The organism is Flavobacterium antarcticum DSM 19726 (assembly GCF_000419685.1).
In the GTDB taxonomy this organism is placed as follows: Bacteria; Bacteroidota; Bacteroidia; order Flavobacteriales; family Flavobacteriaceae; genus Flavobacterium; species Flavobacterium antarcticum.
Genome location: NZ_ATTM01000002.1, coordinates 351,754 through 373,500 on the forward strand (window position 1 = coordinate 351,754; position 21,747 = coordinate 373,500).

The window sequence follows — 21,747 nt, forward strand, 5'->3', positions numbered from 1 at the left end:
AATAATTTTTAGAATACCAAGACACGCCACGTACCATCTGACACAAATCGACACAAATGGCAGAAATCGACACAAATGACCACGTTTATTATGCAAACTAGTATTGAATTGCATCGTCCTAAGCTTAAAAAAATGTAGTAATTAGCACCCTAACTAAAACTCAAAAACAGCCCGATCCTGAACTACTGACACACGAGGAAAGTCCATATAGAAAAAACACACGAGTACGGTAGGCGTCCTGCAACAATTAGCAAAGCTATAGGATTATAAAAATAGTGGAATTGGTACTACTTAACTCGAAGACCTGTAGGAAAATGAAGTAAAAAATCGTAAAAAGAGAATCATTCAAACAGTATCCAATCTGCACAGTAGTCAATTGGGTGCTGAACAAACGCATAAACAGATAAAGAGAAGTAGTACAGTCCGAAATGAAATAAAACCACATTCTAATTGCCATTATCTAACCTAAAAGCAAGCGCATCTGCAATCAGACATCCTAAAGAAAAGAGAAACAAGTATGCTAATTACGGTAACGATGCAACAGCACGTAACCAGTAAGTTTAGGATTGCTAATTATAGGTGTACAGCTAAAGTAGGAATCCCTACGGTCATTTTAAAACGTATCAGTAACTGATCAAGAGTAAGGATAGTGTATGGATAATGTATGGATAGTGTATCAGTACTGCATCGATGAAATACAAATAATAGCACACTACCAAACGAGAAAACGAAAACTGATCAGGTACTCAACTACTGAATTACCCTTGATTTATCCGGCTAGAAAAATAGGTAAAAATAAACCATCGCTTAAAATCCGGTCTATATGGTTAATATTTTTAATAATTAAAATAAAATAAAAGGTAGAGCTTTGCCACCCTTAGCCACGATTATATTTCAGTTGCGGCAAGAATTTCTTTATTTTCTAACAGCCGCACTTGTATCCTTTTTAAAATCTGATTTAAAATAACTTTATAAAGCGGCAGAAAAAACAAGGCGTTGATAACCATTTTAAAAACGTAATCAACAGTGGCAATTTCGACCAAATTTTCAGCAAGGTACACGTCTGACGTTTTATAAAATGCGATGGTGAAAAAAGTAAATGTATCCAATAAATTTCCGAATATAGCCGAGGCAAACGGAGCATGCCACCACTGTTTGTGTTGCCGAAGTGTATTAAAAACATAAATGTCCAAAATTTGCCCCACCACATAAGCGGCAAAACTAGCGATAGCAATTCGTGCTACAAAAAGATTAAAACGGAAGATGCTGTCGATTCCAAGCCAACTCCCATCTTGAAAGCCAACAGTGATGAGGTAGGAAACGAGTAGTGCGGGAAACATGGTGTAAAAGATAATGCGTCGTCCCAATTTAGCACCCAGAATGCGGACCGTTAAATCGGTAGCCAAAAAAATAAGGGGAAAAGTAAAGGCACCCCAAGTCGCCTTAAATCCAAAAATGGATAATGGGAATTGAACCAGATAATTGCTCGAGGCAATAATAAGAATATGGAAAACGACTAATAGCAGTAACAGCCGCTTGTTTTTTTTGGAATACTTCACTTATTTCGTAGTTTTTTAACGTGGGGGAATTTCGAACCACACAGCTTGGCTTTAGTGCCTTACTTTAAGAAATGCAAATTTACTACTTTTCTACCATATTACCGCGACTACAATACCCTTTCGAAAAAAACGGAGGCCATTTATTTAACTATGCAAGTGATTTACATCCTCTTTTATAAAATAATTCCCTCTGTTCTAGAGGCACCAATAGTCCACCCGTTGCCCAAGCAACATGTGTTGCGTTTTTCAAATGGAGTTGGTGTATTTGTGCATATCCGGATTCTTGCATGCGTTGAGGACCTATCAATCCCGCTGTGGCAGAAGGTTCAAGGAATATATTTTCAGAATCTTTTAATTCGGCTAAAAGTGTAAAAAGCACTTCGTCTTCGATAGTGAAAATACCACTTATCAGGTCTTTACTAATGGCTGTCGCAAAATGAGAAGGACGTCCCACCGCTAATCCATCCGCTTCTGTTTTATTATCAAGTCCAATATCTTGCACACTAATGCCACTCATTTCCCCGGTAACCAATCCCGTCAAAACTGCAGGACAATGCGTCGGCTCGATAAAAAAGCAATGCACATGATCACCGTAAATTTGTTTCAGGCCAAAGGCAGTTCCTCCTGGAGAACCACCGACGCCACAAGGCGAATAGACAAATAACGGATGAATAGCATCCACTTTGATCTGTTGCTCTTCTAATTGTTCGGCAATTCGGAGCGCTCCCACACTGTAACCCAAAAATAAATCCTTAGAATCTTCATCATCGACAAAATAAGCGTTAGAATCCAATTGTGTTCGTTTCCGTCCGGCAGAAATAGCTTCGCTAAAATCGCCTGCAAATTCAACGACAGCAGCTCCTTTTTCGCGCAATAAGTCTTTTTTCCATTCCTTCGCATCTGCAGAAACATATACGGTAACTTTGAAACCCAACTTTGCACTTATAATTCCAATACTAAGACCGAGATTTCCCGTAGATCCTACGCCAATCGAGTATTGACTGAAAAAAGCTTTAAATCGTGGCGAAGTAAAAATACTATAGTCCTCGTTATGTTTTAACATTCCTGCTTTCAACGCCAAGGATTCAGCATATTTCATGATTTCAAAAAATCCACCGCGTGCTTTTATAGAACCTGAAATGGGAAGTTCATTATCACATTTTAAAAATAACCGTCCTTGAATTGGAACCGCATCTTTGCTTAAAACTGACTGCATTCCTCGAATTTCACGCAAAGGTGATTCTAAAAAACCATTCGTTTTTTCAGTTTCGGGAAATGCTTTTACAAAGAACGGTGCGAAACGCTTCCATAGTTGTTCCGCTTCTCGCATGTCATTGAGGTTGAGGTCGTATTTTGGGGTGTTTTTGAAGGGTTTTAAGTTTGGATTCAACCAAGAAATAGCTTCGGTATTGATGATTTGATTCAGAACGGGCGACTGCTGAACCAAGTCTTTTATTTTGTCTTTTGAGTACATCGTATTGTTATTTAATTCACTAAATAATTTCGTTATTTAGAATGAATAAAGATAATAATAAGTTTTCAATTGCAATTAAAATTAGTCTTAAATAATTAATGAAAAAAAAGCGTTTTCGCATCCATTCTTCATTTGTTCAGATCAATGTTTTTTATTCCTAACAAAAAAGCCGAAAGTCACCACTTTCAGCTTTTTGCCATTCCCGTATAAAAATACAATTTGTTTTTGGTCGTTTATTGTACCAGAATGTGTCTTTCAAATAAAAAGAGGTGCTACTTTTTGTGGCGTTTAAATTCCTGCTTTAAAGCAACAGTATAACGACTAATCCTACAAAAGCACCAAAGGCAATAATTAAAACCTTCCAAAATACATTTCCATTTTTTAGCTCCATAAATTGGAACGCTACGGTCCAAAATTTGAGCAATGAAAGGCCCATAATTACAGGGACCATATACGTTGGGTTTGCAAATGTGGCGGTCAAAGCCGTGAGTAGAATTAATACCAACAAAATTAGATAAGTAGAGTTTAGTGTAAGTTTCATCTTAAAATAGTAAATAGATTATCGGAAATAATAACAGCCAAATGAGGTCGCATAAATGCCAAAACGACGCACCCGCTTCAACATCTTCTAGTAAAACGTTTTCCTTCTTTTTTACAATGGAGCGTCTAACGAAGAACAAGATCACAACGCCGGTCAATACGTGAAGCCAATGAAAAGCGGTCAAAAACCAATAGAACGTAAAGAATAAATTGTGGTCCATATCGAGTCCTGCTTGAAGTTTTTGATAGTATTCCACTAATTTCAACAGTAAGAACGCCAGTCCGAAAAGCATGGAAATATTGAAGAATTTCCCTGCTTTATCCCACTCTTTTCCTTTAAAAAAGTGAACGCCTCGCGCCACAAAAAATCCGCTGGTTAAAAGCAAAACTGTGTTTGCCGTTGCAATTCCTTTGTTTAATAATTGGGCGCTTTCATGGAACATTTCACGTTCAAGTGAACCGTAATACGCCATCGCCAAAAGTGCCATTCCAAAAGTGAATAATTCCAAGTAAATGACAATCCAAATTAAAATTCCTCCTGGAGGATAGTAAATTGATTTATAGTTTATTTCCATTCTAATAGTCTTTTTTGTCCGTCAATATGTTTCAATTCGGTGATATCTTGCGACATTTCAACCACGCCTTTGTATTCTTTTTGTGCATCTCTTACGGCAAAATACCGAATGTAAATCAGCCGTTCTTTGTAGGTAATCCAAAAAGAAGCTTCATTCTGTTTCCCCGAACGAAATGCTTCTACGATTTGCAAAACCGTGTCCACACTTTTCGGCGGATGGCAAAAACGCACTTCCCGACCAATTACTCCAGGACTTCTAGGAAAAACACGTTCCTCTCCCCGATTGTAAAAAATCACTTTGTCGTTTTCGTCCACATAAGTAATGTCAATCGGCAAAGTTCTGAACAATAAATTGACTTGTTCCACCGTCATCATTCCTTCGTCAAAATGCGAAGCCGTTTCTGAAAACACAACATCTGTTCTACGCGTTATATCTTCGGAAGGATGAATGTACGCTTGTTCGGCAGGATAGTTTTTCGGTGTTTCTTTCAACATCCAACCAATTTCGTCTTCGCCTTTTCTCATGGTTTGCCAATCTTCATCGGTCAATAAATCCATCGAGTTTGGAAAAAGTTTGCTTTCTTCAACGTCTAATAAACGTTGCAAATTTTGCGTCAGCATGCCTGTGTTGTGTTGAACGGAAGTAAAATCCTTGTCGTCCAAATTGGTTCTTATAATTCTAAAGATCTCCCGAATCGTATCGTGAAAAGACCACATTCCTTGCGAAGGTCCCGTCCAACCTTTCTTCTCTAAATAAGGGAATAATTGGTTTTCCTTGCGTTCAAATCTTTTTTCAACCGTGGCCAAATGATTGAATACGTTGTAGAATTTCTGAAACTCTTCGCGAACGTCAATTGCATTTAATTCGTTGAGTAATCCATTGATTAAATCGGCTTCCAAAAAGTAGGTGTGAATCGGATGCCCTTCGGTAATTTTGGGGGTTTGTATATCTGTGTCCATGTTACTGGTGTTTAATTTTCTCGTACAGCTTGACCATCGATTTCAGCAAAGCTTGTGGCGAGGTTAATATTTGGTAATGGTTGTGTCCAAACATTTGCGGTAAGTAATATTTGGCTTGATTTTCAATCGCAAGCGCGTAAGTATTGATGTTTTTCTCGTTGAGTTCCCGCAACGCTTGTTTTATATCTTGAATGCCGTATTGGCCTTCGTATTTGTCGTAATCATTGGGCTTCCCGTCCGAAAGTAAAATAATCCATTTGTTCTTCGCGTCGACTTTCTCCATTCTAGCTGCAGCATGTCGCAATGCAGGACCAATTCGAGTGTAGCCGTTGGGTTGAACGGAACCTATTTTATCTTTGGCGTGTTGCCATTTTTCGTTGAAATCTTTGACCGTTAAATAAGTCGTGAAGTTTCTAGTTTTCGAATAAAATCCATCGATGGCAAATGAAATATCAAACTCTTGTAGAATTTCTCCAAACAAAATCGATACTTCTTTTTCGACATCAATCACTCGGTTTCCAGCCGCATAGCCGTCGCTTGACAAACTCAAATCGAGCAATACCAAAATGGCAATTTCCTTGTCTTTTTTTCGGTTTGCCAAATAAATCCGCTCGTCCGGTGATTTCCCCGAATGCAAATCCGAATATAAATCGGTTAACGCATCCAAATCAAACTCCTCGCCTTGCAATTGGCGGCGTTGTTGTTGCATTTTATTGTTGACACTCGTCAACATTTTTCGCAAACCATTCAGCGTCGTTTTATATTTATTGATTGTGTTTTTGTAATACGTATCGTGCGTTTTCAATTGTGTTTTTGGATACACTTTGCAAAAATCATCCAGATACGCGCGCTTTTTGTAATTCCACTCGTTGTATTTGAGGTGAAAGCCAGTCGCATCAATTTCGGCACTTTCTGCAATCGAAGTATTCTCAATAAAATCCGCTTGATAAACCGAATGAACCGTGTCGTCCACTCGTACGGTAAATTTCATTTTCATGTCTTCCAACGCTTCTTGGTGACTTTTTAATTCGTCTTTTCCGTCGAAATCACGCCAGTTTCCATTGAATTCTTCAGCAGTTTCAATCTTTTCAAAACTGTGCATCAACACATAATCTTCTTGTTGCTTTTTGTCAATTGCCAATGAATTGATTTCTTCCACCGCTTTTGCTTGCAAAGTAGTTTTGGCAACTACATTATTTGCTTTTTTGATTTGGTCGTCAAAATTATGCAGCGAATCAGCAACTTCTATTTCAATCGTATTCAACATCCATTTGCCATAAAGCCATGAAACATCAGGCATTTTGGTTTTGGGATGCAAAGGAATTTGTGGAACTGCATTTTCGTAAAAAAGATGCAACGACGGATAATCTGCGAAGAGTTTTGTCAAAACTTGTGGCGCTGTTTCAATCGCTTTTTCAGAAGATAAAAGTTCAGTTTGACCGCTTTCTGTCCAATTTAAGTCTAAACTTTGTTGAACACACAAATAAACCACACGGTAAAAATAGTATTGTAGATTTTCTTCTTTGGTTGAAAATAAAGCGCAACTAATCGGTAGAAAAAAGTTTTTGTTTTTATAACCGCCTTCACGTTCAGCAGGGAAAATTTCAATAGCTCGAGCCGATAACGCACGAGCAAATAGTGTTAATCGTTGTTTGATATCCACCAAATTCACTTGCCGACTTAGTACTTCTGCATTGTTGTATTTTCGGTTTCTGAAATATTTTGTAGCTTTTTCAAAAATGTATTCGTCTAATTCAAATCCCATAATACTGTATTTAAATCATTAAATCACACAAATCTTTTAGTGCTTGAATGGTTTCCAATTCGTCTGTCAACGGTTCAACAATCGCCACGTGAACCGATAATCGTTTCGGCAGACCGTTGTGAATTAACTTTGCAGCATCCACTAATAAGCGTGTGGAAACCGTTTCTGTCAATCCCAACTCGGTTAAGTTTCTAATTTTCGAAGCAATGCCAACTAATTTCGAAGCAATATCAGCTGAAATACCTGTTTCGTTTACTAAAATTTCAACTTCAATTTTAGGTTGTGGGTAATCAAATGAAAGTGCTACAAAACGTTGTCTCGTAGAGGGTTTCAATTCTTTAAATCCTTTTTGGTAACCAGGATTAAAAGAGGCAACTAGTAAAAACTCTTCGTGTGCTTTAATGGTTTCGCCTAATTTATCAATAAACAATTCGCGTCTGTGGTCCGTTAACGAGTGAATCGCAACGATAACATCCGGTCGAGCTTCTGCAATTTCATCTAAATATAAGATGTAACCTTTTTTGACAGCGATTGAAAGTGGGCCGTCAATCCAAATGGTTTCTGCTCCTTTGATGATGAATCTTCCGATCAAATCCGTTGCAGAAGTTTCCTCGTGACAACTGACTGTGACTAGTTTTTTGCCAACTTCATTCGCCATAAATTCAACGAATCGGGATTTCCCAGTTCCTGTTGGACCTTTGATCAGCAAGGGCATTTTGAGTGCGTTAATTTGTTGGAACACGCTTATTTCCGAGCCGATGGCTTTATAAAAAACAGTGGTTTCTTGTACTAGCATAATTTCTTTGTTTTAAAAAACCGAAACCAAAAGTCACAGCGACAACTCTGTTCAATTGGTCTCGGCTTAACGCCAAAATAAATTTGGCCCCTAATATTTTAAATTTCTTTTTCTAACGCTTCGTCTGTTGGTCGGCCGTATTTGATGAATTCAATGATGAACATTACAATTCCAGTCGTAAATAAAGACGCACAAAGTAATAAAACTACAAAGTGAACTGCTACTTCATTTTGAACATCCATAAAGTCTAGTTTTTGCTTACGCTCCAAATAAACTTGAGCAACTCCAGCAACTCCAAACGCAACGGTCATTCCTAACATTCCCACATTGGATAACCAAAAAGCCATGTGACCTTGAGTCGTATTGTAGCGTTTTCGACCAGTCATATTTGGCAACGCATAACTAATAATTGCTAAAACAATCATGGCATAAGCACCCCAGAATGCGTAGTGTCCGTGCATGGCTGTAACTAAAGTTCCGTGTGTAAAGATGTTTGTCTGCGGTAAAGTATGTGCAAATCCTAACAATCCAGCTCCAACGAACGATACAATTGACGCACCAATAGTCCAGAATAAAGCAATTTTGTTGGGATGTGATTTCTCGCCTTTTCGGTACATATTCACAGCAAATAATGCCATTGCCAAGAACGCTAACGGTTCCAATGCAGAGAATACACCTCCTACGATTAACCAAATTTTATTTACTCCGATGTAGTAATAGTGGTGACCTGTTCCTAACAATCCTGATAGGAAAGTTAAACCTACAATTACGTACAACCATTTCTCTATAACTTCTCTATCAACACCCGTCAATTTAATCAATAGGTAAGATAAAATACCACCCATAATCAATTCCCAAACCCCTTCAACCCATAGGTGAACAACCCACCAACGGAAAAATGAATCCGTTACTTGACTGTCAAACCAAATCATTCCAGGTAAATAAAGCAAAGCTGCAAAAACAAGTCCCATAGTTAAAACCAAGGCTGTTGTAGTTCGACGTTCTGCTTTCCAGAGTGTGGTGAGTATAATTCCTAAAAATAACAACACGTTGATTACTACTAAAAAGTCAAGCTCACGTGGAATCTCAAGGAATTTTCTACCTTCCCAAATATTGAAGTGAAAACCTACAATGGCTGCGACTCCAACAATGGCAAGCGAAATTAATTGTACATATGCCAGTTTTACACTCATCAATTCGCGTTGTGCTTCTTCCGGAATAATATAATAAGCCGCACCCATAAATCCGGTTAATAACCAAACTACTAGTAAATTCGTGTGAACTGCTCTTGCTGTGTTAAATGGAATCCAGTCGTGTAAACCGTCCATTCCGATACGGGCAAAGCCCATGATAAAACCGTAGATAATTTGTAATGCAAACAATAACATGCATAAAGCAAAGAACCAATACGCTACTTTTTGAGATTTATATTTCATAATGTTTCTTTTAAATTATTCAGTTACTTCTTCTTCATCTTGTGCCAATGGAGAAACTACGCGGTCAAAACCATTCAAGTCCAATTGACCAATCCATTTGAAATACGCGATCATCGCTTCCGTATCAGCGTCGTTCATTTCGTATTTCACCATTTTACGTCCTTTTGGACCCCATGGAATTGGCGATTGAAGCACAGCTTTTATGTAGCCTTCGCCTCTTCGCTCCACAACTTTGGTCAATTCAGGAGCATAATAGCCTCCTTCACCCATAATCGTATGGCAACCCATACAATTGTTACTTTCCCAGATTTCCTTACCTCGGATAACTTGCGCATCAATCTTCTCATGGTGCGTCTGGTCGTTACTGGGCATGAAGGAATAAACCGTCAGGCCTATAAAGACCAGAAAGGTTACCACAGTACCACCCAGGAAAAACGTTCTTGCTTGTGATTTTGATAACATAATTTTAAGATTAGTTAGACAATAAAAGACTTTTTTATCTTCTATAATAGTGCAAATTAAAAGAGAAAATTAAAGCTCTATTATGACTTAAATCATATTATTAAAAGTAATAAAGGATATATTTGTCCTTTAGCAGTTTAGAGATTGTAAAAGCTGAAAATTAGTTCTAATTAGGTCTTTTTGGTCAAAAAAGAAAAAAAAACCGTTTTAGCAGAGCGCTAAAACGGTTCTTAATAGATATGATCTGGTGACTTATTTAATCCACTTTCAGGAAAGTTATTAATTCTTTTCCGTCTTTGTCGAACATCGTAAAATGCAAATCTTCAAACTTATAACTAGCGGTTTGTTGTAAAGCTTGGTCAAATTTACCCGGAAGAACCATGTCCTGACACATCATTCGAGTCATTGCCATGCCGCCAAACGTAATATTTCTTTCCGTTACAGACGTAATCTTTCCGTTAAAAGCGTTACAACCATTGTTTCCAAATATTTCCATCGTATTCAAATTGATTTCAAACCGTGGCATTTCTTCCCTCTGTCCTATTGCTTCTCCTCTAATTTTTACTGCAACATAGATGTCGTGTATTCTCATATCCGGTGTTGAAAGTGATTTTTTGGTAAAAGATAAAACTTCTTCATTCGCCTTATTACAGAACGACAGAATATTGTGCTCCACTTGATAAACATAAATGTCTTTTACCGCAATATCAAATGCATCTGTAAGTGGCATATCCATACAATCTCTCAGTGTGGTTGACGTATTTTCAAACAACAACTTATCAGAAGTAACATTATAAATCACACCCGAAAAACTATTACACCCGTTATTACCTGAAAATCGATTTTTAGTCAAATCGATGTTCACATGTGGAATTTCATCGGACTCTTTTAAAACAACTCCTCTAATTTTGTTTAACGTCCAATCGCCTTGCAAAGCTATTCTTGTATCCTTAGTTTTGTCCAACGCTTTTACGAGTGTATAGGTTAAAGAGGATTGATCTGCAGCAATTTTAGTATTGGATACGTCTTTTACCTTCACTTCAATTTTTTGCATAAAACCTTCTTCAAAGCTGAAACCTTCAATAGTTGCATAGAAATTCTCCCACTTGGCTTCCGCCAAATCAGAGTCGGTTGTTACTAACAAGCATTCGCCTTTTCCAGCTCCAGCATCGCATTCGGTTTTATAACCGCTTACCCAAAAAATCTTGTTTGCAGTGTGTGTGTTTTTCTTTGTTCCGCAGGCTTGCAAGAGCACAATCGTGACTAATATTCCGATGGTTTTTAAGTTCATAGTTATAAAATTAGAAGTTTGTATTTATGGTTTCTTTAAATTTAAGAATTTGTTTGCAATTAGTCTGCCAAAGAACATACAACATGTCGTATTCTTCGATCTTATTTTAATAATTCGCTACTATTCTTTTGCAACCCAAGGCTTTTTTAATAGGTTTGCAGCCTACTATTATTCCACACATTTAAACCATGGATTCATTTACGCAAGTACTTTTAGGAATTGCTACAGTTGAAGTTATCGCTGGACGCCAACTCAAAAACAAAACCTTTATTTACGGTGCTATTTTAGGTACGCTTCCTGACTTAGATGTAATCGTTGGACTTTTCATGGATCCCGTTTCTGGAGTCGCTATTCATCGGGGCATCAGTCATTCTATATTTCTATTTTTACTCGTATCTCCTATTTTTGGTTGGGCTATTGCCAAAATTGAACGGGGGAAAATTAATATTCAGAGGGCAACGCTTGTAGCTTTTTTTGGTTTATTTACACATGTACTTTTGGATTCTTTTACATCATGGGGAACTCAAATTCTGTGGCCTTTGTCGCACCGTTATGCGTTGAAGACCATATTTGTAGTAGACCTATTTTATACAATACCTTTACTAATTTCACTCATTTATGTCTACCGATCCAAAACACAAATATTACGTAGCACGTTTATGTGGCGAGGAATAATAATTAGTTCTGCTTATCTTATTATCAGTTGTAGCATCAAATTATTTGCGTTGCATAAATTTGAAAACGCCCTGCAAAACCAAAACATTTCATACCGTGAAATCATCGTTAAACCAACAGCTTTCAACACAATACTATGGAATGCAAATATCGCAACTGCCGAAGGTTATTTATTAGGTGATTATTCGCTATTTGATACAAAACCAATTTCATTCAAATTATACAAAGGCGACAAATTAATGGAACAAAAAATTAGCAATGCATTGGATTTTAAAAAGCTGACTACAATCTCAGAAGGTTGGTATATTGTGAATAAGCAAAACGATAGGATTCTATTTAATGATTTGCGTTTTGGCTTATTAAATGATAATCCGGATAATCCACAGTTTGCTTTTAGCTATGAATTCAAACCAAATACTGACGGAAGTTTCACAGTAGTGGAAGTTCCAAAAGCGAAGCGAGACGGCAAACTTTTACTACAAAAGTTATGGAAACGGCTGCAAGGAAATTAATATTTCAAACAAAAAAAAAAGGATGTAAAATTTAATTCCACACCCTTTTTCACCCATTTAAAAACAAACTTAAAGCGTTTCTTCTCGAGGCAAAGTTCCCTCTTGAGAAGCAACGGCTAAATCTTTATCCATTTCATACAAGTTATTATTCTTCGCCGTTTCGGTCGAAGCCAAATTGTATTTATCGATCACGTCTTTAATTAACGTTTCTTCTTCAATCTGCTCTTTTACAAACCATTGTCCAAAATTAAACGTAGCCCAATCCTTTTCTTCGTGTGCTAAATTGACGATTTTATCAATTTCTTTAGAATTTTCAATTTCATGTTTTAAAATTGCATTCAGGCATTCGCCAATATTTTTTGGATTTACAGGAGCAGCCGGAATCGCCTCAATCGTGGTTTTTCCGCCTCTATCATTGATATATTTTAAAAATTTAAACATGTGTTCGCGCTCTTCGTTCGAGTGCTTGTATAAAAATGTCGAAATTCCTGGAAAACTATTTACTTCTGCCCAAGAGCCGTAAGACAAATACACTTGTGCTTGATAAGCCTCGCGTGTCATTTGTTTGTTGAGTAATTGTTCCATTTTTTCGGAGATTCTTCTGTCATTCATAGCGTTGAATTTTTGATTATAGAGTGTGTTTCGTTTTTGAAACGGTATCTAAATTACAAATTATTAGCCGTGGTCTTATTTTTTTTATAATAAATTTAAGAATTACAGCCTTTAAAATCAACAATTTAAAATGTCTTTAAATAATTAGTTGTCTTCAAATAAATGCAACACCACGATTATTTTTCTTCATACGAATGTTACCAATTTTTTAAAATTATTTAATTCATCAACGATTTAGTACCTTTTTTGAACATCATCAAAACACATCAAACTATTTTCAATCTGTGTTAATTGGTGCAATCAGTGTGAAAATACCTTTCTTTTTCGTGATAAAAATTCACTTTCCATATTTAGTGTTTCTAATTCTAAAATATTGTAATTTTAAATTCAATAAAAACCATTTATGAAACGCACCTTACAAATTGCCAACGGAATCGCCTTAGTTGCTACTATAATCATTAATTATTTATCGAATACTGGTTTGCTCAACGGCAAAACGATTGGTGATGTATCTAATGGTTTGACCACCTTATTTACACCAGCGGGTTATGCTTTTGCCATTTGGGGATTTATTTATCTACTCCTTATTGGCTTTATTTTCTACCAAGGAAAGAGTTTATTTTCGTCAAATACCTCATCGGATGAAGTCGTTTTAAAGATTGGATGGTGGTTTGTTATTTCTTGCATTGCCAATAGCGCTTGGGTATTTCTCTGGATTTATGGTTATACGGGACTTTCGTGTTTGTTCATCCTGCTCCTTCTTTATTCGCTACTGCAAATTATCTTTAGATGCCGATTAGAGTTGGATTTAGAACCGTTCACAAAAATGATTTTTATAGCTTGGCCGTTTGTTTTTTATGCGGGTTGGGTAACTGTGGCAAGTATCGCGAACATTTCAGCCTATTTATTTAAAATCAATTGGGACGGCTTTGGAATTGCAGCAGACAATTGGGCAATTGTTATGATTGTGGTAGCAGTACTGGTCAACATTTGGGCAATTAAAAGCAGAAACTTACGTGAATTTGCAGTTGTGGGTGCTTGGGCATTGATTGCCATTGGCGTTCGGAATCAAGAAGCCGCCGAAAATGTAGCGAACATTGCTTATATCGGGGCGGTTACGCTACTCCTGGCGTGTGCTGTTGATGCTTTTTCTAAATTTCGTAAAGGTGGTTTTAGTTCCTTTTTTTTACTAAAATAAATACTATAAAAAGGGCGATAACAACCGCACTAATTTCTCCCAGAGGTGAAACCTTTTTGGTCGCGCGAGCCATGCTTTTGCATCAATTTTCGCTGAGAAACTCAAATCATCTTCAAAAGCCACAAGGAGTTGGCGTGCAATTTTAGAACTGTACACCATTGCATTCACTTCAAAATTCAAATCGAAACTGCGGTAATCCATATTTGCTGAACCGATGATGGCCAAATCTTCATCCACGACCATTGTTTTGGCGTGCACAAATCCTTTATTGTATAAATAAATCTGGGCACCGTGTTGCAAAATTTCGGTGTAATACGCTCGAGCTGCAGCATTCACCATTTTGGAGTCGGAAATGCCTGGCACAAGAATTTTGACTTTTATTCCTTTTTCGCATGCCATAATTAACGCGTCTACTAAGCTTTCACTGGGAATAAAATACGGACTTGTGATGCAAATTTGTTTTTTGGCTGAAGCCAAAGCATCAATCAAAGAATAGTAAATTAAAGGCAAATCAGAATCGGGACCTGAAGAAACAATTTGGACAATTTCGCCCTCAATTTCTTGTTGATTTTCTGGCGTAGGAAAATACTTCGGATCGAATATTAATTTTTGATTGCTGCAATAATTCCAATCACACAAAAAAGTGTATTGCAAATAAAAAGTTGCCGGACCTTGAAGCATCAAATGCGTATCACGCCAAAACAATTTGTTTCCGTTATCTAAATCATTCCGATATTTATCACTTATGTTAATTCCACCCACAAAAGAAGTCAATCCATCAATAACAATGATTTTACGGTGGTTCCGGTAATTGATCCGATTAGCGAACGCATAAAGTTTAATTTTATAAAAAGGAGCCGTTTGTACACCATTTTCGGTCAGTCGCTTAATGATATTATTTTTCAATCCATGGCTTCCAAAATCATCGTACATAAAGCGAACTTCAATTCCTTCCTTTGCTTTTTCAATTAATACATCCACAATTTGATTGCCTGTTGTATCATTTTCATAAATGTAATATTCTAAATGAATACTTGATTTCGCATTCCGAAGTGCCTCAAGAACTTTGGGAAACTTTTCTTCACCATTGCGCAACAATTCGACTTTGTTATTTGCAGTCAGCGGACTATTCCCTACATTGTAAATCAGCTTTGCTAAGCCACGATATTGCTTGTTCATCAAATGTGAATCGGCTACTTCTTGCGAATAATTGCGCACTTTATTTATAATCTTCTGCAGCAGTACTTCGTCGTCAACCATCTTTCTGTCGTACAATACTTTCTTTCTGTAATTGATACCAAAGGAAAAGTAAAACACCATTCCTACTACCGGTACCAAGACAATAAACAGAATATATGCCAGCGCTTTCGTTCCACTTCGGGTGTCGTACAACACTTTCGCAATTACTAAAAAAACCAAGAGACCGTATAGAATTTGAATAAGAATGAGCCAAGTCATTTGCACTATAATTTATTTAAAAGTGAAGGTACTATAAAAAATTGCAGATGAATGCGATTTGATACCTACTTTTTAATTGCTAAAATATTTTCCTTCTTTCGTAGTTAAACTACTCCCGATAAAGTCTCTATTTTATATTTGCAATATTCTATTAAACGGCAAAACTTAAAAGTCCTTTGGTATTTAACTTCACTTCACAGCTATGGAATGAAGCGTTATCTCCATCATTAGAAGTTATTACGTTAATTTAATTCTTAATTTACAGTTAAATTCGTTAAAACTACTTTAAAATCAATTTTCGTAGTAAGATAATGTTTTTAATTTGGCTTAAATAAATCATTAAAACAAACAAGATGAAAAAAATTTTGACAGTCGCAGCCTTTACTATTTTGGGATTTGCAAGTATGAACGCACAAGACTTGAACTACGGACTTAAAGGAGGTATTAATATCGCAACGGCAACGGGTGATAATTCAAGTTCTTTTGATGCAGTAACCGCATTTCACATTGGTGCAATGGCGGAAATAAAGTTAACAGAGAAATTTTCGTTCCAACCCGAAGTATTATTTTCTGGTCAGGGAACAAGTTTTAATGATGATATTATAGAACTAAGGTATATTAATGTTCCATTGATGGCGAAATATTATGTAGCAAAAGGTTTAAGTCTTGAAGCTGGACCGCAAGTTGGCTTTTTAGTTTCTGCTAAATATTTAGGTAACGATGTCAAAGATAATTTAGCGAAAGTAGATTTAGGTCTAAATGTCGGTTTAGGATATAAATTGGATAATGGACTGAATTTTGGAGCGCGTTATAATTTTGGTTTATCAGATGTAAACGAAATTAAGGGACTGAACGACAGTAATAAAAATTCAGTATTCCAATTTTCAGTGGGATATTTCTTCTTATAAAAAATAAAATTATTTAATAGATAAAACTCGGAGTTGAAAAGCTTCGAGTTTTTTCTTTGAATAATTGTCAATCCTTCTATCTTTCTATCCTTCTATCTTCCACTCCTTTCAAAAATTATCTTGCAATTCTATTTAAATTTAGTTAGTTTTAATAAAATTTTTAACCAATAAAAACAAAACATTATGAAAAACGCAGCAGGAATCATCATTTTAGTAGTAGGAATCGCACTAGCAGGTTACGGATTCAACCACATGAATTCAGCGGGATCTGAAATCAAAGAATTCTTTGGAATGGAAGATAAAACGGGATTGACCTTTTTAATTATTGGTGTAGTCGTTGCTATTGCTGGATTATTTGCGATGGTTAAGAAAAAATAAGCTGTATTTTTGTGTCTGCCAAATCGAGAGCTTTTCTCTTTGATGGTTTTAATTCCAATTAGAAATGAAATTAAGAACAGTTCACGTTACGCGATACATTCAAGCACTTCGCGAAGGCGGTTCGTTACCGGCTTTGGCTGATGCCAATGACGATTTTAAATACGTACTCAAATTTCGAGGTGCCGGTCACGGAACAAAAGCATTAATAGCCGAATATTTAGGTGGTGAAATCGCTCGAGCAATGGGTTTACCCGTTCCTGAGTTGGTTTTTATTGAACTTGATGAAGCTTTTGGTCGCACCGAAGCTGATGAGGAAATTCAAGAATTATTACAAAAAAGTCGTGGACTTAATTTAGGTTTGCACTTTCTTTCGGGTGCTTTAAATTTTGATCCCAATACACAAGAAGTTGATGCCAAATTAGCTTCGCAAGTAGTTTGGCTCGACTCTTTTATTACGAATGTCGACCGCACTTTTCGAAATACCAACCTTTTACTTTGGCACAAAGAATTATGGCTCATTGACCATGGAGCCGCTTTCTATTTTCACCATTCGTGGGAGAATTGGGAAAAGCACGCGATGAGTCCGTTTGCGTTAATTAAAGATCATGTGTTGCTTCCGCAAGCGACTTTACTTGAAGAAATCAATACAGAATTTCAAACACTTTTAACCGACGAAAAGTTAAAATCCATTGTTGATCATCTTCCCGATGACTGGTTGGATTGGGAAGGAAACGAACAAACTCCTGACGAAATACGAGCTATTTATTATCAATTTTTAGTGTTGCGAAAATCACACGCAAATACTTTTGTAAACCAAGCACAAAATGCAAGAGCCTCACTTATATGAGTATGCCGTAGTTCGCGTGGTGCCAAAAGTAGAACGCGAAGAGTTCATCAATGTCGGCCTCATTTTGTTTTGCAAAAGACAACGCTACATCCGCATGGAATTTCAAATCAACGAATCGAAGTTCAATCTTTTCAATACTGAAATCGAGCTTGAAGATGTAAAAACTTATCTCGAATCGTTTCAAAATACAGCTAAAGGAAACAAACTAGGAGGAAGAATTGGACAGTTAGAAACACCCGAACGCTTTCGATGGTTGACGGCGGTGCGAAGTTCAGTACTGCAAACTTCGCGACCACATGCTGGATTGTCCGAAGATTTAGATGGAACTTTTGAGAAATTGTTTCAAGAATTAGTTTTGTAAAAAAGGATTGAAAGATTGAAAGACTTGAGCTACAAAAGATTGTACAATTACCTGAAAAGATAGAGGTTTCGATAAAGTAAATTAAATTTTTGCCTTCCAAAACTTCAAACTTTAAAACCTAAACCTTTAAACTTTAAACCTTAATTTTTAGACCTTTTTAAGAATTCAATTTCTTACTTTGCGCTTCCAAAATTCCACTCCAAAATGAAAGTCTGTATTGCTGAAAAACCAAGTGTCGCACGAGAAATTGCATCCGTTTTAGGAGCGAATACCAAACGAGATGGCTATTATGAAGGCAATGGTTATGCGGTTACTTACACTTTTGGTCATTTGTGCACGCTAAAAGAACCGAACGATTACAAACCGTATTGGAAAAGTTGGGATTTGAACAACTTACCGATGCTTCCTGAAAAGTTTGAGACCAAAGTCGTTCCCAATGCCGGAATTTTGAAGCAATTTAAAATTATAAAAAGTCTTTTTGACAAAGCCGATTTGGTTATCAATTGTGGCGATGCTGGACAAGAAGGAGAACTCATTCAACGTTGGGTGATGAACGAAGCCAATTACAAAGGTGAAGTGCAACGATTGTGGATTTCATCATTGACTACAGAAGCAATTCGGGAAGGTTTTGAGAATTTAAAACCGTCTGCCAATTACGATAATTTGTATTATGCAGGTTTTTCTCGAGCGATTGGCGACTGGCTTTTAGGAATGAATGCTACCCGATTGTATACGGTCAAACACGGCGGTTACAAACAAGTTCTTTCTATTGGAAGAGTGCAAACGCCAACATTGGCAATGGTTGTGGACCGTTTTAAAGAAATAGAAAACTTCAAACCTCAACCGTATTGGGAATTGCAAACTTTATATCGAGACACGCTTTTCAGCTATGAAGAAGGTCGTCTTTTGAAAAAAGATGCGGGTGAATTATTGGCACAAAAAGTCCAAGAAAGTGATTTTGAAATTGTCGCTGTTGAAAAAAAGAATGGAAATGAATTTGCACCAAAACTCTTTGATTTAACTGGTTTGCAAGTATATTGCAATACCAAATTTGGCTTTTCAGCGGAAGACACGTTGAAGATTGCACAAACTTTGTACGAGCAAAAAGTAATTACTTATCCAAGAGTGGATACGACTTTCCTGCCTAACGATATTTATCCAAAAGTACCTGGTATTTTGCAAAAGTTGACGGCTTACGCCAATTTGACGCAGCCACTTTTAGCAAAGAAAATTAAGAAGTCACCGAAAGTTTTCAACGACAAAAAAGTAACGGACCACCATGCTATTATTCCAACGGGGATTCAGCAAAATTTACAATACAACCAACAACTGGTTTACAATATTATTACCAAACGATTTATTGCAGTTTTCTACGACGATTGTTTGGTTGCCAATACGACAGTTTTTGGAAAGGCAGCTGAAGTTCAATTCAAAGCAACTGGAAAAGAAATTCTGAAGAAAGGATTTCGCATTGTTTTTGAAGACCCAAATGCCGTTGAAAAAGAAGCGGACTTATTACCAAGTTTTACCGTCGGCGAAAAAGGACCACATCAACCTTCATTTTTAGAAAAAGAAACAAAAGCGCCAAATTACTATACAGAAGCTTCGTTATTACGAGCGATGGAAACGGCAGGAAAGCAAATTGACGACGAAGATTTACGCGATTTGATGAAAGAAAACGGAATTGGCCGACCATCCACTCGAGCGAATATTATTGAAACTTTGTTCAAGCGGCAATATATTGTTCGAAATAAAAAACAGCTGTTGCCAACTCCAACCGGCGTTCAATTGATTGATACGATTCAGAATGAACTACTGAAATCGGCAGAACTGACAGGTTCTTGGGAAAAACAGTTGAAAGACATTGAGAAAGGAACATTTACTGCTGCTGCTTTTATCAGAAACATGAAGCAGATGGTGGACAATTTAGTTGCTGAAGTTCGATTGGAACGTAAAGGCGCGAATATTTCACACACTGAAAATACACCGAAAAAAGTAGCTGTCGTTGAAAAGAAAAAAACTTCAGGAATTTCTGCTGAAACGTGTCCGAAATGCAAAAAAGGAAATTTACTAAAAGGAAAATCGGCTTACGGATGCAGCGAATACAAATCAGGTTGTGATTTTAAACTGCCTTTTACTTTTGCCGACAAAAAAATATCGGAGAATCAGTATGTTCGATTACTTCAAAAAGGTTCGACAGTAAATTTAAAAGATTTCAAAACAGAAAATGGAACTGTGGAAGGTTTGCTTCGCTTTGATGAAAACTTCCAACTAAAATTAGAACCAAAAAAGACAATTGAGAAACCAACTCCCGACTCTTTAACTTGTCCGAAATGCAAGAATGGAACTGTTTTAAAAGGAAAAACGGCTTATGGATGTAGCGGTTATAAAAGTGGTTGTGATTTTAAAGTAACTTTTGAAGAAGTTCGGAATCAATTAGCCGATCAGAAAGTATCCAAGGAATTAGTGTATGCTATTTTGAAGAATTCGGTTAGGTAAGGTTTATAATATAATCGCTATTACTTCATAATTTCCTCTCATTCCATTTTAAGGCAAATCTCCTTGCGAACTTAAATCGGATCAAAATCAAACCTACACTTGTAAACTTGGCGAAACTTTGCGGTAAAGATTTTTCATCCACCAAATAATGTCAAAAAAATATTAAAAGTTTTAATCGACCTTTCCCTCCTCAAAAGAAATTACTATCTTTAAGAATCGGTTTTTTAACTACGAAGTTTTTTTAAAATCATCTTGTATTTAAAATCCGAACTATAAATCAACCAATAAAATTAATAATCATTTAAAATTAAAAAATTATGGCAATTGTAAAAGTTATCGAAGTAATCGCATCATCTACAAAAGGAATTGAAGACGCAGTACAACAAGCAGTAACAGAGGTTTCAAAAACTGTTCGCAATATTGATTCTGTTTATATTAAAGACACTAAAGTGCACGTTAAAGACGGAAAGATTCATTCGTGGGGTGTAATTTGTAAAGTATCCTTCCGGGTTGGTGAAGAGTAATTAAAATAATATTTATAAATTTAAAATACATACTATATGGAACAAATAATCAAAATGATTACTGAAAAAACAGGAATTTCGAACGAACAAGCAGAAACTGCCGTAAATGTAGTTACCGATTTCCTAAAGGAAAAACTTCCCGCAGGAATGGGCGGACAATTAGATGGTTTGCTGAAAGGCGATACTTCTTCTTTAGGCAATATGGCCGACGGAATTAAAGACAGTTTAGGCGGAATGTTCGGGAAATAATTGTTTTTTTAAAATAGAATGCTGAAGGGTGTTGTTCAAAGACAATGCCCTTTTTTGTGCTTTTTTTTAAATTAAAAGCGTAAGAACAAGTGACTGATATTTAGGAATTTTAGCTTTTATTTGAAATTAAAATATTCATGTAGTCAAAAAATAGTATCAGACAAACTTGTCCACTACTAAAAAAATAACTTACCTTTGTAAAACCGAAAATTCAAATCTATGTTTTCAAAAGCTTGTGAGTACGGAATTAGAGCCTGCATTTATATTGCAGAACAATCCCAACTGGACCGAAAAGTAGGTTTAAAGGAAGTGGCCGACGCCATCGAATCTCCCGAAGCATATACTTCCAAAATTCTTCAATTACTTTCACGCAATAAAATCATCAACTCTGGGAAGGGACCTCTAGGTGGTTTTTCTATGGATAAAGAAGAGTTGAATTGCATCAAATTAAGCAGCATCGTAAAGGTAATTGACGGCGACAACATTTATACGGGTTGCGGTTTAGGGTTAAGCAAATGCAACGAAGAAATGCCTTGTCCGTTACACGATCAATTCAAACTCATCCGCGAAGAACTCAAAATGATGCTCGAGAGGACGACCGTTAAAGCACTTGCCGACGATTTAGAAAAAGGACTCACCTTCTTGAAAAGGTAACAAAATTTTTAATTT

General features: G+C 36.5%; 22 protein-coding genes. 10 read left to right on the forward strand and 12 right to left on the reverse strand.

Annotated elements, in window-relative coordinates:
* Nucleotides 1-887: 887 nt before the first annotated feature.
* The 10 genes from YWA_RS0104670 to YWA_RS0104715 all read right to left on the reverse strand — a co-directional run bounded on the left by YWA_RS0104670 (nucleotide 888) and on the right by YWA_RS0104715 (nucleotide 10,857).
* Nucleotides 888-1,559, reverse strand: coding sequence for a 7-cyano-7-deazaguanine/7-aminomethyl-7-deazaguanine transporter (locus YWA_RS0104670; RefSeq protein WP_022827337.1), 672 nt, complete (start codon nucleotides 1,557-1,559; stop codon nucleotides 888-890).
* A gap of 148 nt (nucleotides 1,560-1,707) precedes the next feature.
* Nucleotides 1,708-3,033 carry a D-serine ammonia-lyase gene (locus YWA_RS0104675; protein ID WP_022827338.1) on the reverse strand — a complete coding sequence of 442 codons (1,326 nt, stop codon included), beginning with the start codon at nucleotides 3,031-3,033 and terminating at the stop codon, nucleotides 1,708-1,710.
* A 301-nt stretch (nucleotides 3,034-3,334) separates the two neighbouring features.
* Nucleotides 3,335-3,574: a cytochrome C oxidase subunit IV family protein gene (locus YWA_RS0104680; protein ID WP_051126919.1), complete on the reverse strand. Its 240-nt coding sequence runs from the start codon at nucleotides 3,572-3,574 to the stop codon at nucleotides 3,335-3,337.
* Between the two features lies 1 nt (nucleotide 3,575).
* Nucleotides 3,576-4,148 carry a cytochrome c oxidase subunit 3 gene (locus tag YWA_RS0104685; protein ID WP_022827340.1) on the reverse strand — a complete coding sequence of 191 codons (573 nt, stop codon included), beginning with the start codon at nucleotides 4,146-4,148 and terminating at the stop codon, nucleotides 3,576-3,578.
* A complete protein-coding gene (locus tag YWA_RS0104690; RefSeq protein ID WP_022827341.1) occupies nucleotides 4,139-5,107 on the reverse strand; it encodes a DUF438 domain-containing protein in 969 nt (322 codons plus the stop codon). The genes YWA_RS0104685 and YWA_RS0104690 overlap by 10 nt, the downstream gene beginning before the upstream one ends.
* 1 nt (nucleotide 5,108) lies before the next feature.
* The gene (locus YWA_RS0104695; RefSeq protein WP_022827342.1) at nucleotides 5,109-6,872 is read right to left on the reverse strand and encodes a nitric oxide reductase activation protein NorD; all 1,764 of its coding nucleotides are present in this window, start codon (nucleotides 6,870-6,872) and stop codon (nucleotides 5,109-5,111) included.
* Nucleotides 6,873-6,882: 10 nt separating this feature from the next.
* Nucleotides 6,883-7,668, reverse strand: coding sequence for a CbbQ/NirQ/NorQ/GpvN family protein (locus YWA_RS0104700; RefSeq protein ID WP_022827343.1), 786 nt, complete (start codon nucleotides 7,666-7,668; stop codon nucleotides 6,883-6,885).
* A 98-nt stretch (nucleotides 7,669-7,766) separates the two neighbouring features.
* Entirely contained in the window at nucleotides 7,767-9,104 is a 1,338-nt protein-coding gene (locus tag YWA_RS0104705) for a cbb3-type cytochrome c oxidase subunit I (RefSeq protein ID WP_022827344.1), read from the reverse strand.
* Nucleotides 9,105-9,119: 15 nt separating this feature from the next.
* Entirely contained in the window at nucleotides 9,120-9,566 is a 447-nt protein-coding gene (locus YWA_RS0104710) for a c-type cytochrome (RefSeq protein ID WP_022827345.1), read from the reverse strand.
* Between the two features lie 256 nt (nucleotides 9,567-9,822).
* Nucleotides 9,823-10,857: an META domain-containing protein gene (locus YWA_RS0104715; protein WP_022827346.1), complete on the reverse strand. Its 1,035-nt coding sequence runs from the start codon at nucleotides 10,855-10,857 to the stop codon at nucleotides 9,823-9,825.
* 188 nt (nucleotides 10,858-11,045) lie between these two features.
* Between YWA_RS0104715 and YWA_RS0104720 the strand changes: the two genes are divergently transcribed.
* Complete coding sequence (locus YWA_RS0104720; RefSeq protein WP_022827347.1) at nucleotides 11,046-12,044, forward strand: metal-dependent hydrolase; 999 nt, start codon at nucleotides 11,046-11,048, stop codon at nucleotides 12,042-12,044.
* A 69-nt stretch (nucleotides 12,045-12,113) separates the two neighbouring features.
* Here the strand turns inward: YWA_RS0104720 and YWA_RS0104725 are convergent, their stop codons facing one another.
* Nucleotides 12,114-12,656 carry a ferritin gene (locus YWA_RS0104725; protein ID WP_022827348.1) on the reverse strand — a complete coding sequence of 181 codons (543 nt, stop codon included), beginning with the start codon at nucleotides 12,654-12,656 and terminating at the stop codon, nucleotides 12,114-12,116.
* Nucleotides 12,657-13,059: 403 nt separating this feature from the next.
* On the opposite strand from YWA_RS0104725, the gene YWA_RS14655 reads away from it, so the two are divergent.
* Nucleotides 13,060-13,854, forward strand: a complete 795-nt coding sequence (locus YWA_RS14655) for a hypothetical protein (RefSeq protein WP_022827349.1) — start codon at nucleotides 13,060-13,062, stop codon at nucleotides 13,852-13,854.
* 3 nt (nucleotides 13,855-13,857) lie between these two features.
* Here the strand turns inward: YWA_RS14655 and cls are convergent, their stop codons facing one another.
* The gene (cls, locus tag YWA_RS0104735) at nucleotides 13,858-15,312 is read right to left on the reverse strand and encodes a cardiolipin synthase (protein ID WP_022827350.1); all 1,455 of its coding nucleotides are present in this window, start codon (nucleotides 15,310-15,312) and stop codon (nucleotides 13,858-13,860) included.
* 353 nt (nucleotides 15,313-15,665) lie between these two features.
* Here cls and YWA_RS0104740 point away from each other — a divergent pair, with 353 nt between their 5' ends.
* The 8 genes from YWA_RS0104740 (at nucleotide 15,666) to YWA_RS0104775 (ending at nucleotide 21,732) form a co-directional block, all read left to right on the forward strand.
* Nucleotides 15,666-16,220, forward strand: a complete 555-nt coding sequence (locus YWA_RS0104740; protein WP_022827351.1) for a porin family protein — start codon at nucleotides 15,666-15,668, stop codon at nucleotides 16,218-16,220.
* A 183-nt stretch (nucleotides 16,221-16,403) separates the two neighbouring features.
* The gene (locus YWA_RS0104745) at nucleotides 16,404-16,598 is read left to right on the forward strand and encodes a DUF3185 family protein (RefSeq protein WP_022827352.1); all 195 of its coding nucleotides are present in this window, start codon (nucleotides 16,404-16,406) and stop codon (nucleotides 16,596-16,598) included.
* Nucleotides 16,599-16,662: 64 nt separating this feature from the next.
* On the forward strand, nucleotides 16,663-17,445 hold the full coding sequence (locus tag YWA_RS0104750) for a HipA family kinase (protein WP_022827353.1): 783 nt from the start codon (nucleotides 16,663-16,665) through the stop codon (nucleotides 17,443-17,445).
* Entirely contained in the window at nucleotides 17,423-17,806 is a 384-nt protein-coding gene (locus YWA_RS0104755; protein WP_022827354.1) for a DUF3037 domain-containing protein, read from the forward strand. Before YWA_RS0104750 ends, YWA_RS0104755 begins: the two co-directional genes overlap by 23 nt.
* A gap of 204 nt (nucleotides 17,807-18,010) precedes the next feature.
* Nucleotides 18,011-20,305, forward strand: coding sequence for a DNA topoisomerase 3 (locus tag YWA_RS0104760; RefSeq protein ID WP_022827355.1), 2,295 nt, complete (start codon nucleotides 18,011-18,013; stop codon nucleotides 20,303-20,305).
* Between the two features lie 317 nt (nucleotides 20,306-20,622).
* Nucleotides 20,623-20,829 carry a dodecin family protein gene (locus YWA_RS0104765; protein ID WP_022827356.1) on the forward strand — a complete coding sequence of 69 codons (207 nt, stop codon included), beginning with the start codon at nucleotides 20,623-20,625 and terminating at the stop codon, nucleotides 20,827-20,829.
* A gap of 36 nt (nucleotides 20,830-20,865) precedes the next feature.
* The gene (locus YWA_RS0104770; RefSeq protein ID WP_022827357.1) at nucleotides 20,866-21,078 is read left to right on the forward strand and encodes an HU family DNA-binding protein; all 213 of its coding nucleotides are present in this window, start codon (nucleotides 20,866-20,868) and stop codon (nucleotides 21,076-21,078) included.
* Between the two features lie 219 nt (nucleotides 21,079-21,297).
* On the forward strand, nucleotides 21,298-21,732 hold the full coding sequence (locus YWA_RS0104775) for an RrF2 family transcriptional regulator (RefSeq protein ID WP_022827358.1): 435 nt from the start codon (nucleotides 21,298-21,300) through the stop codon (nucleotides 21,730-21,732).
* Nucleotides 21,733-21,747: the final 15 nt, after the last annotated feature.

What these genes read in the sequence shown, in the direction of transcription:
- YWA_RS0104760 (WP_022827355.1), top strand. Translation starts at nt 18,011, where the DNA reads ATGAAAGTCTGTATTGCTGAAAAACCAAGTGTCGCACGAGAAATTGCA.
- YWA_RS0104685 (WP_022827340.1), bottom strand. Translation starts at nt 4,148, where the DNA reads ATGGAAATAAACTATAAATCAATTTACTATCCTCCAGGAGGAATTTTA.
- YWA_RS0104740 (WP_022827351.1), top strand. Translation starts at nt 15,666, where the DNA reads ATGAAAAAAATTTTGACAGTCGCAGCCTTTACTATTTTGGGATTTGCA.
- YWA_RS0104700 (WP_022827343.1), bottom strand. Translation starts at nt 7,668, where the DNA reads ATGCTAGTACAAGAAACCACTGTTTTTTATAAAGCCATCGGCTCGGAA.
- YWA_RS0104745 (WP_022827352.1), top strand. Translation starts at nt 16,404, where the DNA reads ATGAAAAACGCAGCAGGAATCATCATTTTAGTAGTAGGAATCGCACTA.
- YWA_RS0104705 (WP_022827344.1), bottom strand. Translation starts at nt 9,104, where the DNA reads ATGAAATATAAATCTCAAAAAGTAGCGTATTGGTTCTTTGCTTTATGC.
- YWA_RS0104715 (WP_022827346.1), bottom strand. Translation starts at nt 10,857, where the DNA reads ATGAACTTAAAAACCATCGGAATATTAGTCACGATTGTGCTCTTGCAA.
- YWA_RS0104750 (WP_022827353.1), top strand. Translation starts at nt 16,663, where the DNA reads ATGAAATTAAGAACAGTTCACGTTACGCGATACATTCAAGCACTTCGC.
- YWA_RS0104710 (WP_022827345.1), bottom strand. Translation starts at nt 9,566, where the DNA reads ATGTTATCAAAATCACAAGCAAGAACGTTTTTCCTGGGTGGTACTGTG.
- YWA_RS0104680 (WP_051126919.1), bottom strand. Translation starts at nt 3,574, where the DNA reads ATGAAACTTACACTAAACTCTACTTATCTAATTTTGTTGGTATTAATT.
- YWA_RS0104765 (WP_022827356.1), top strand. Translation starts at nt 20,623, where the DNA reads ATGGCAATTGTAAAAGTTATCGAAGTAATCGCATCATCTACAAAAGGA.
- YWA_RS0104695 (WP_022827342.1), bottom strand. Translation starts at nt 6,872, where the DNA reads ATGGGATTTGAATTAGACGAATACATTTTTGAAAAAGCTACAAAATAT.
- YWA_RS0104720 (WP_022827347.1), top strand. Translation starts at nt 11,046, where the DNA reads ATGGATTCATTTACGCAAGTACTTTTAGGAATTGCTACAGTTGAAGTT.
- YWA_RS14655 (WP_022827349.1), top strand. Translation starts at nt 13,060, where the DNA reads ATGAAACGCACCTTACAAATTGCCAACGGAATCGCCTTAGTTGCTACT.
- YWA_RS0104775 (WP_022827358.1), top strand. Translation starts at nt 21,298, where the DNA reads ATGTTTTCAAAAGCTTGTGAGTACGGAATTAGAGCCTGCATTTATATT.
- cls (WP_022827350.1), bottom strand. Translation starts at nt 15,312, where the DNA reads ATGACTTGGCTCATTCTTATTCAAATTCTATACGGTCTCTTGGTTTTT.
- YWA_RS0104675 (WP_022827338.1), bottom strand. Translation starts at nt 3,033, where the DNA reads ATGTACTCAAAAGACAAAATAAAAGACTTGGTTCAGCAGTCGCCCGTT.
- YWA_RS0104690 (WP_022827341.1), bottom strand. Translation starts at nt 5,107, where the DNA reads ATGGACACAGATATACAAACCCCCAAAATTACCGAAGGGCATCCGATT.
- YWA_RS0104770 (WP_022827357.1), top strand. Translation starts at nt 20,866, where the DNA reads ATGGAACAAATAATCAAAATGATTACTGAAAAAACAGGAATTTCGAAC.
- YWA_RS0104725 (WP_022827348.1), bottom strand. Translation starts at nt 12,656, where the DNA reads ATGAATGACAGAAGAATCTCCGAAAAAATGGAACAATTACTCAACAAA.
- YWA_RS0104755 (WP_022827354.1), top strand. Translation starts at nt 17,423, where the DNA reads ATGCAAGAGCCTCACTTATATGAGTATGCCGTAGTTCGCGTGGTGCCA.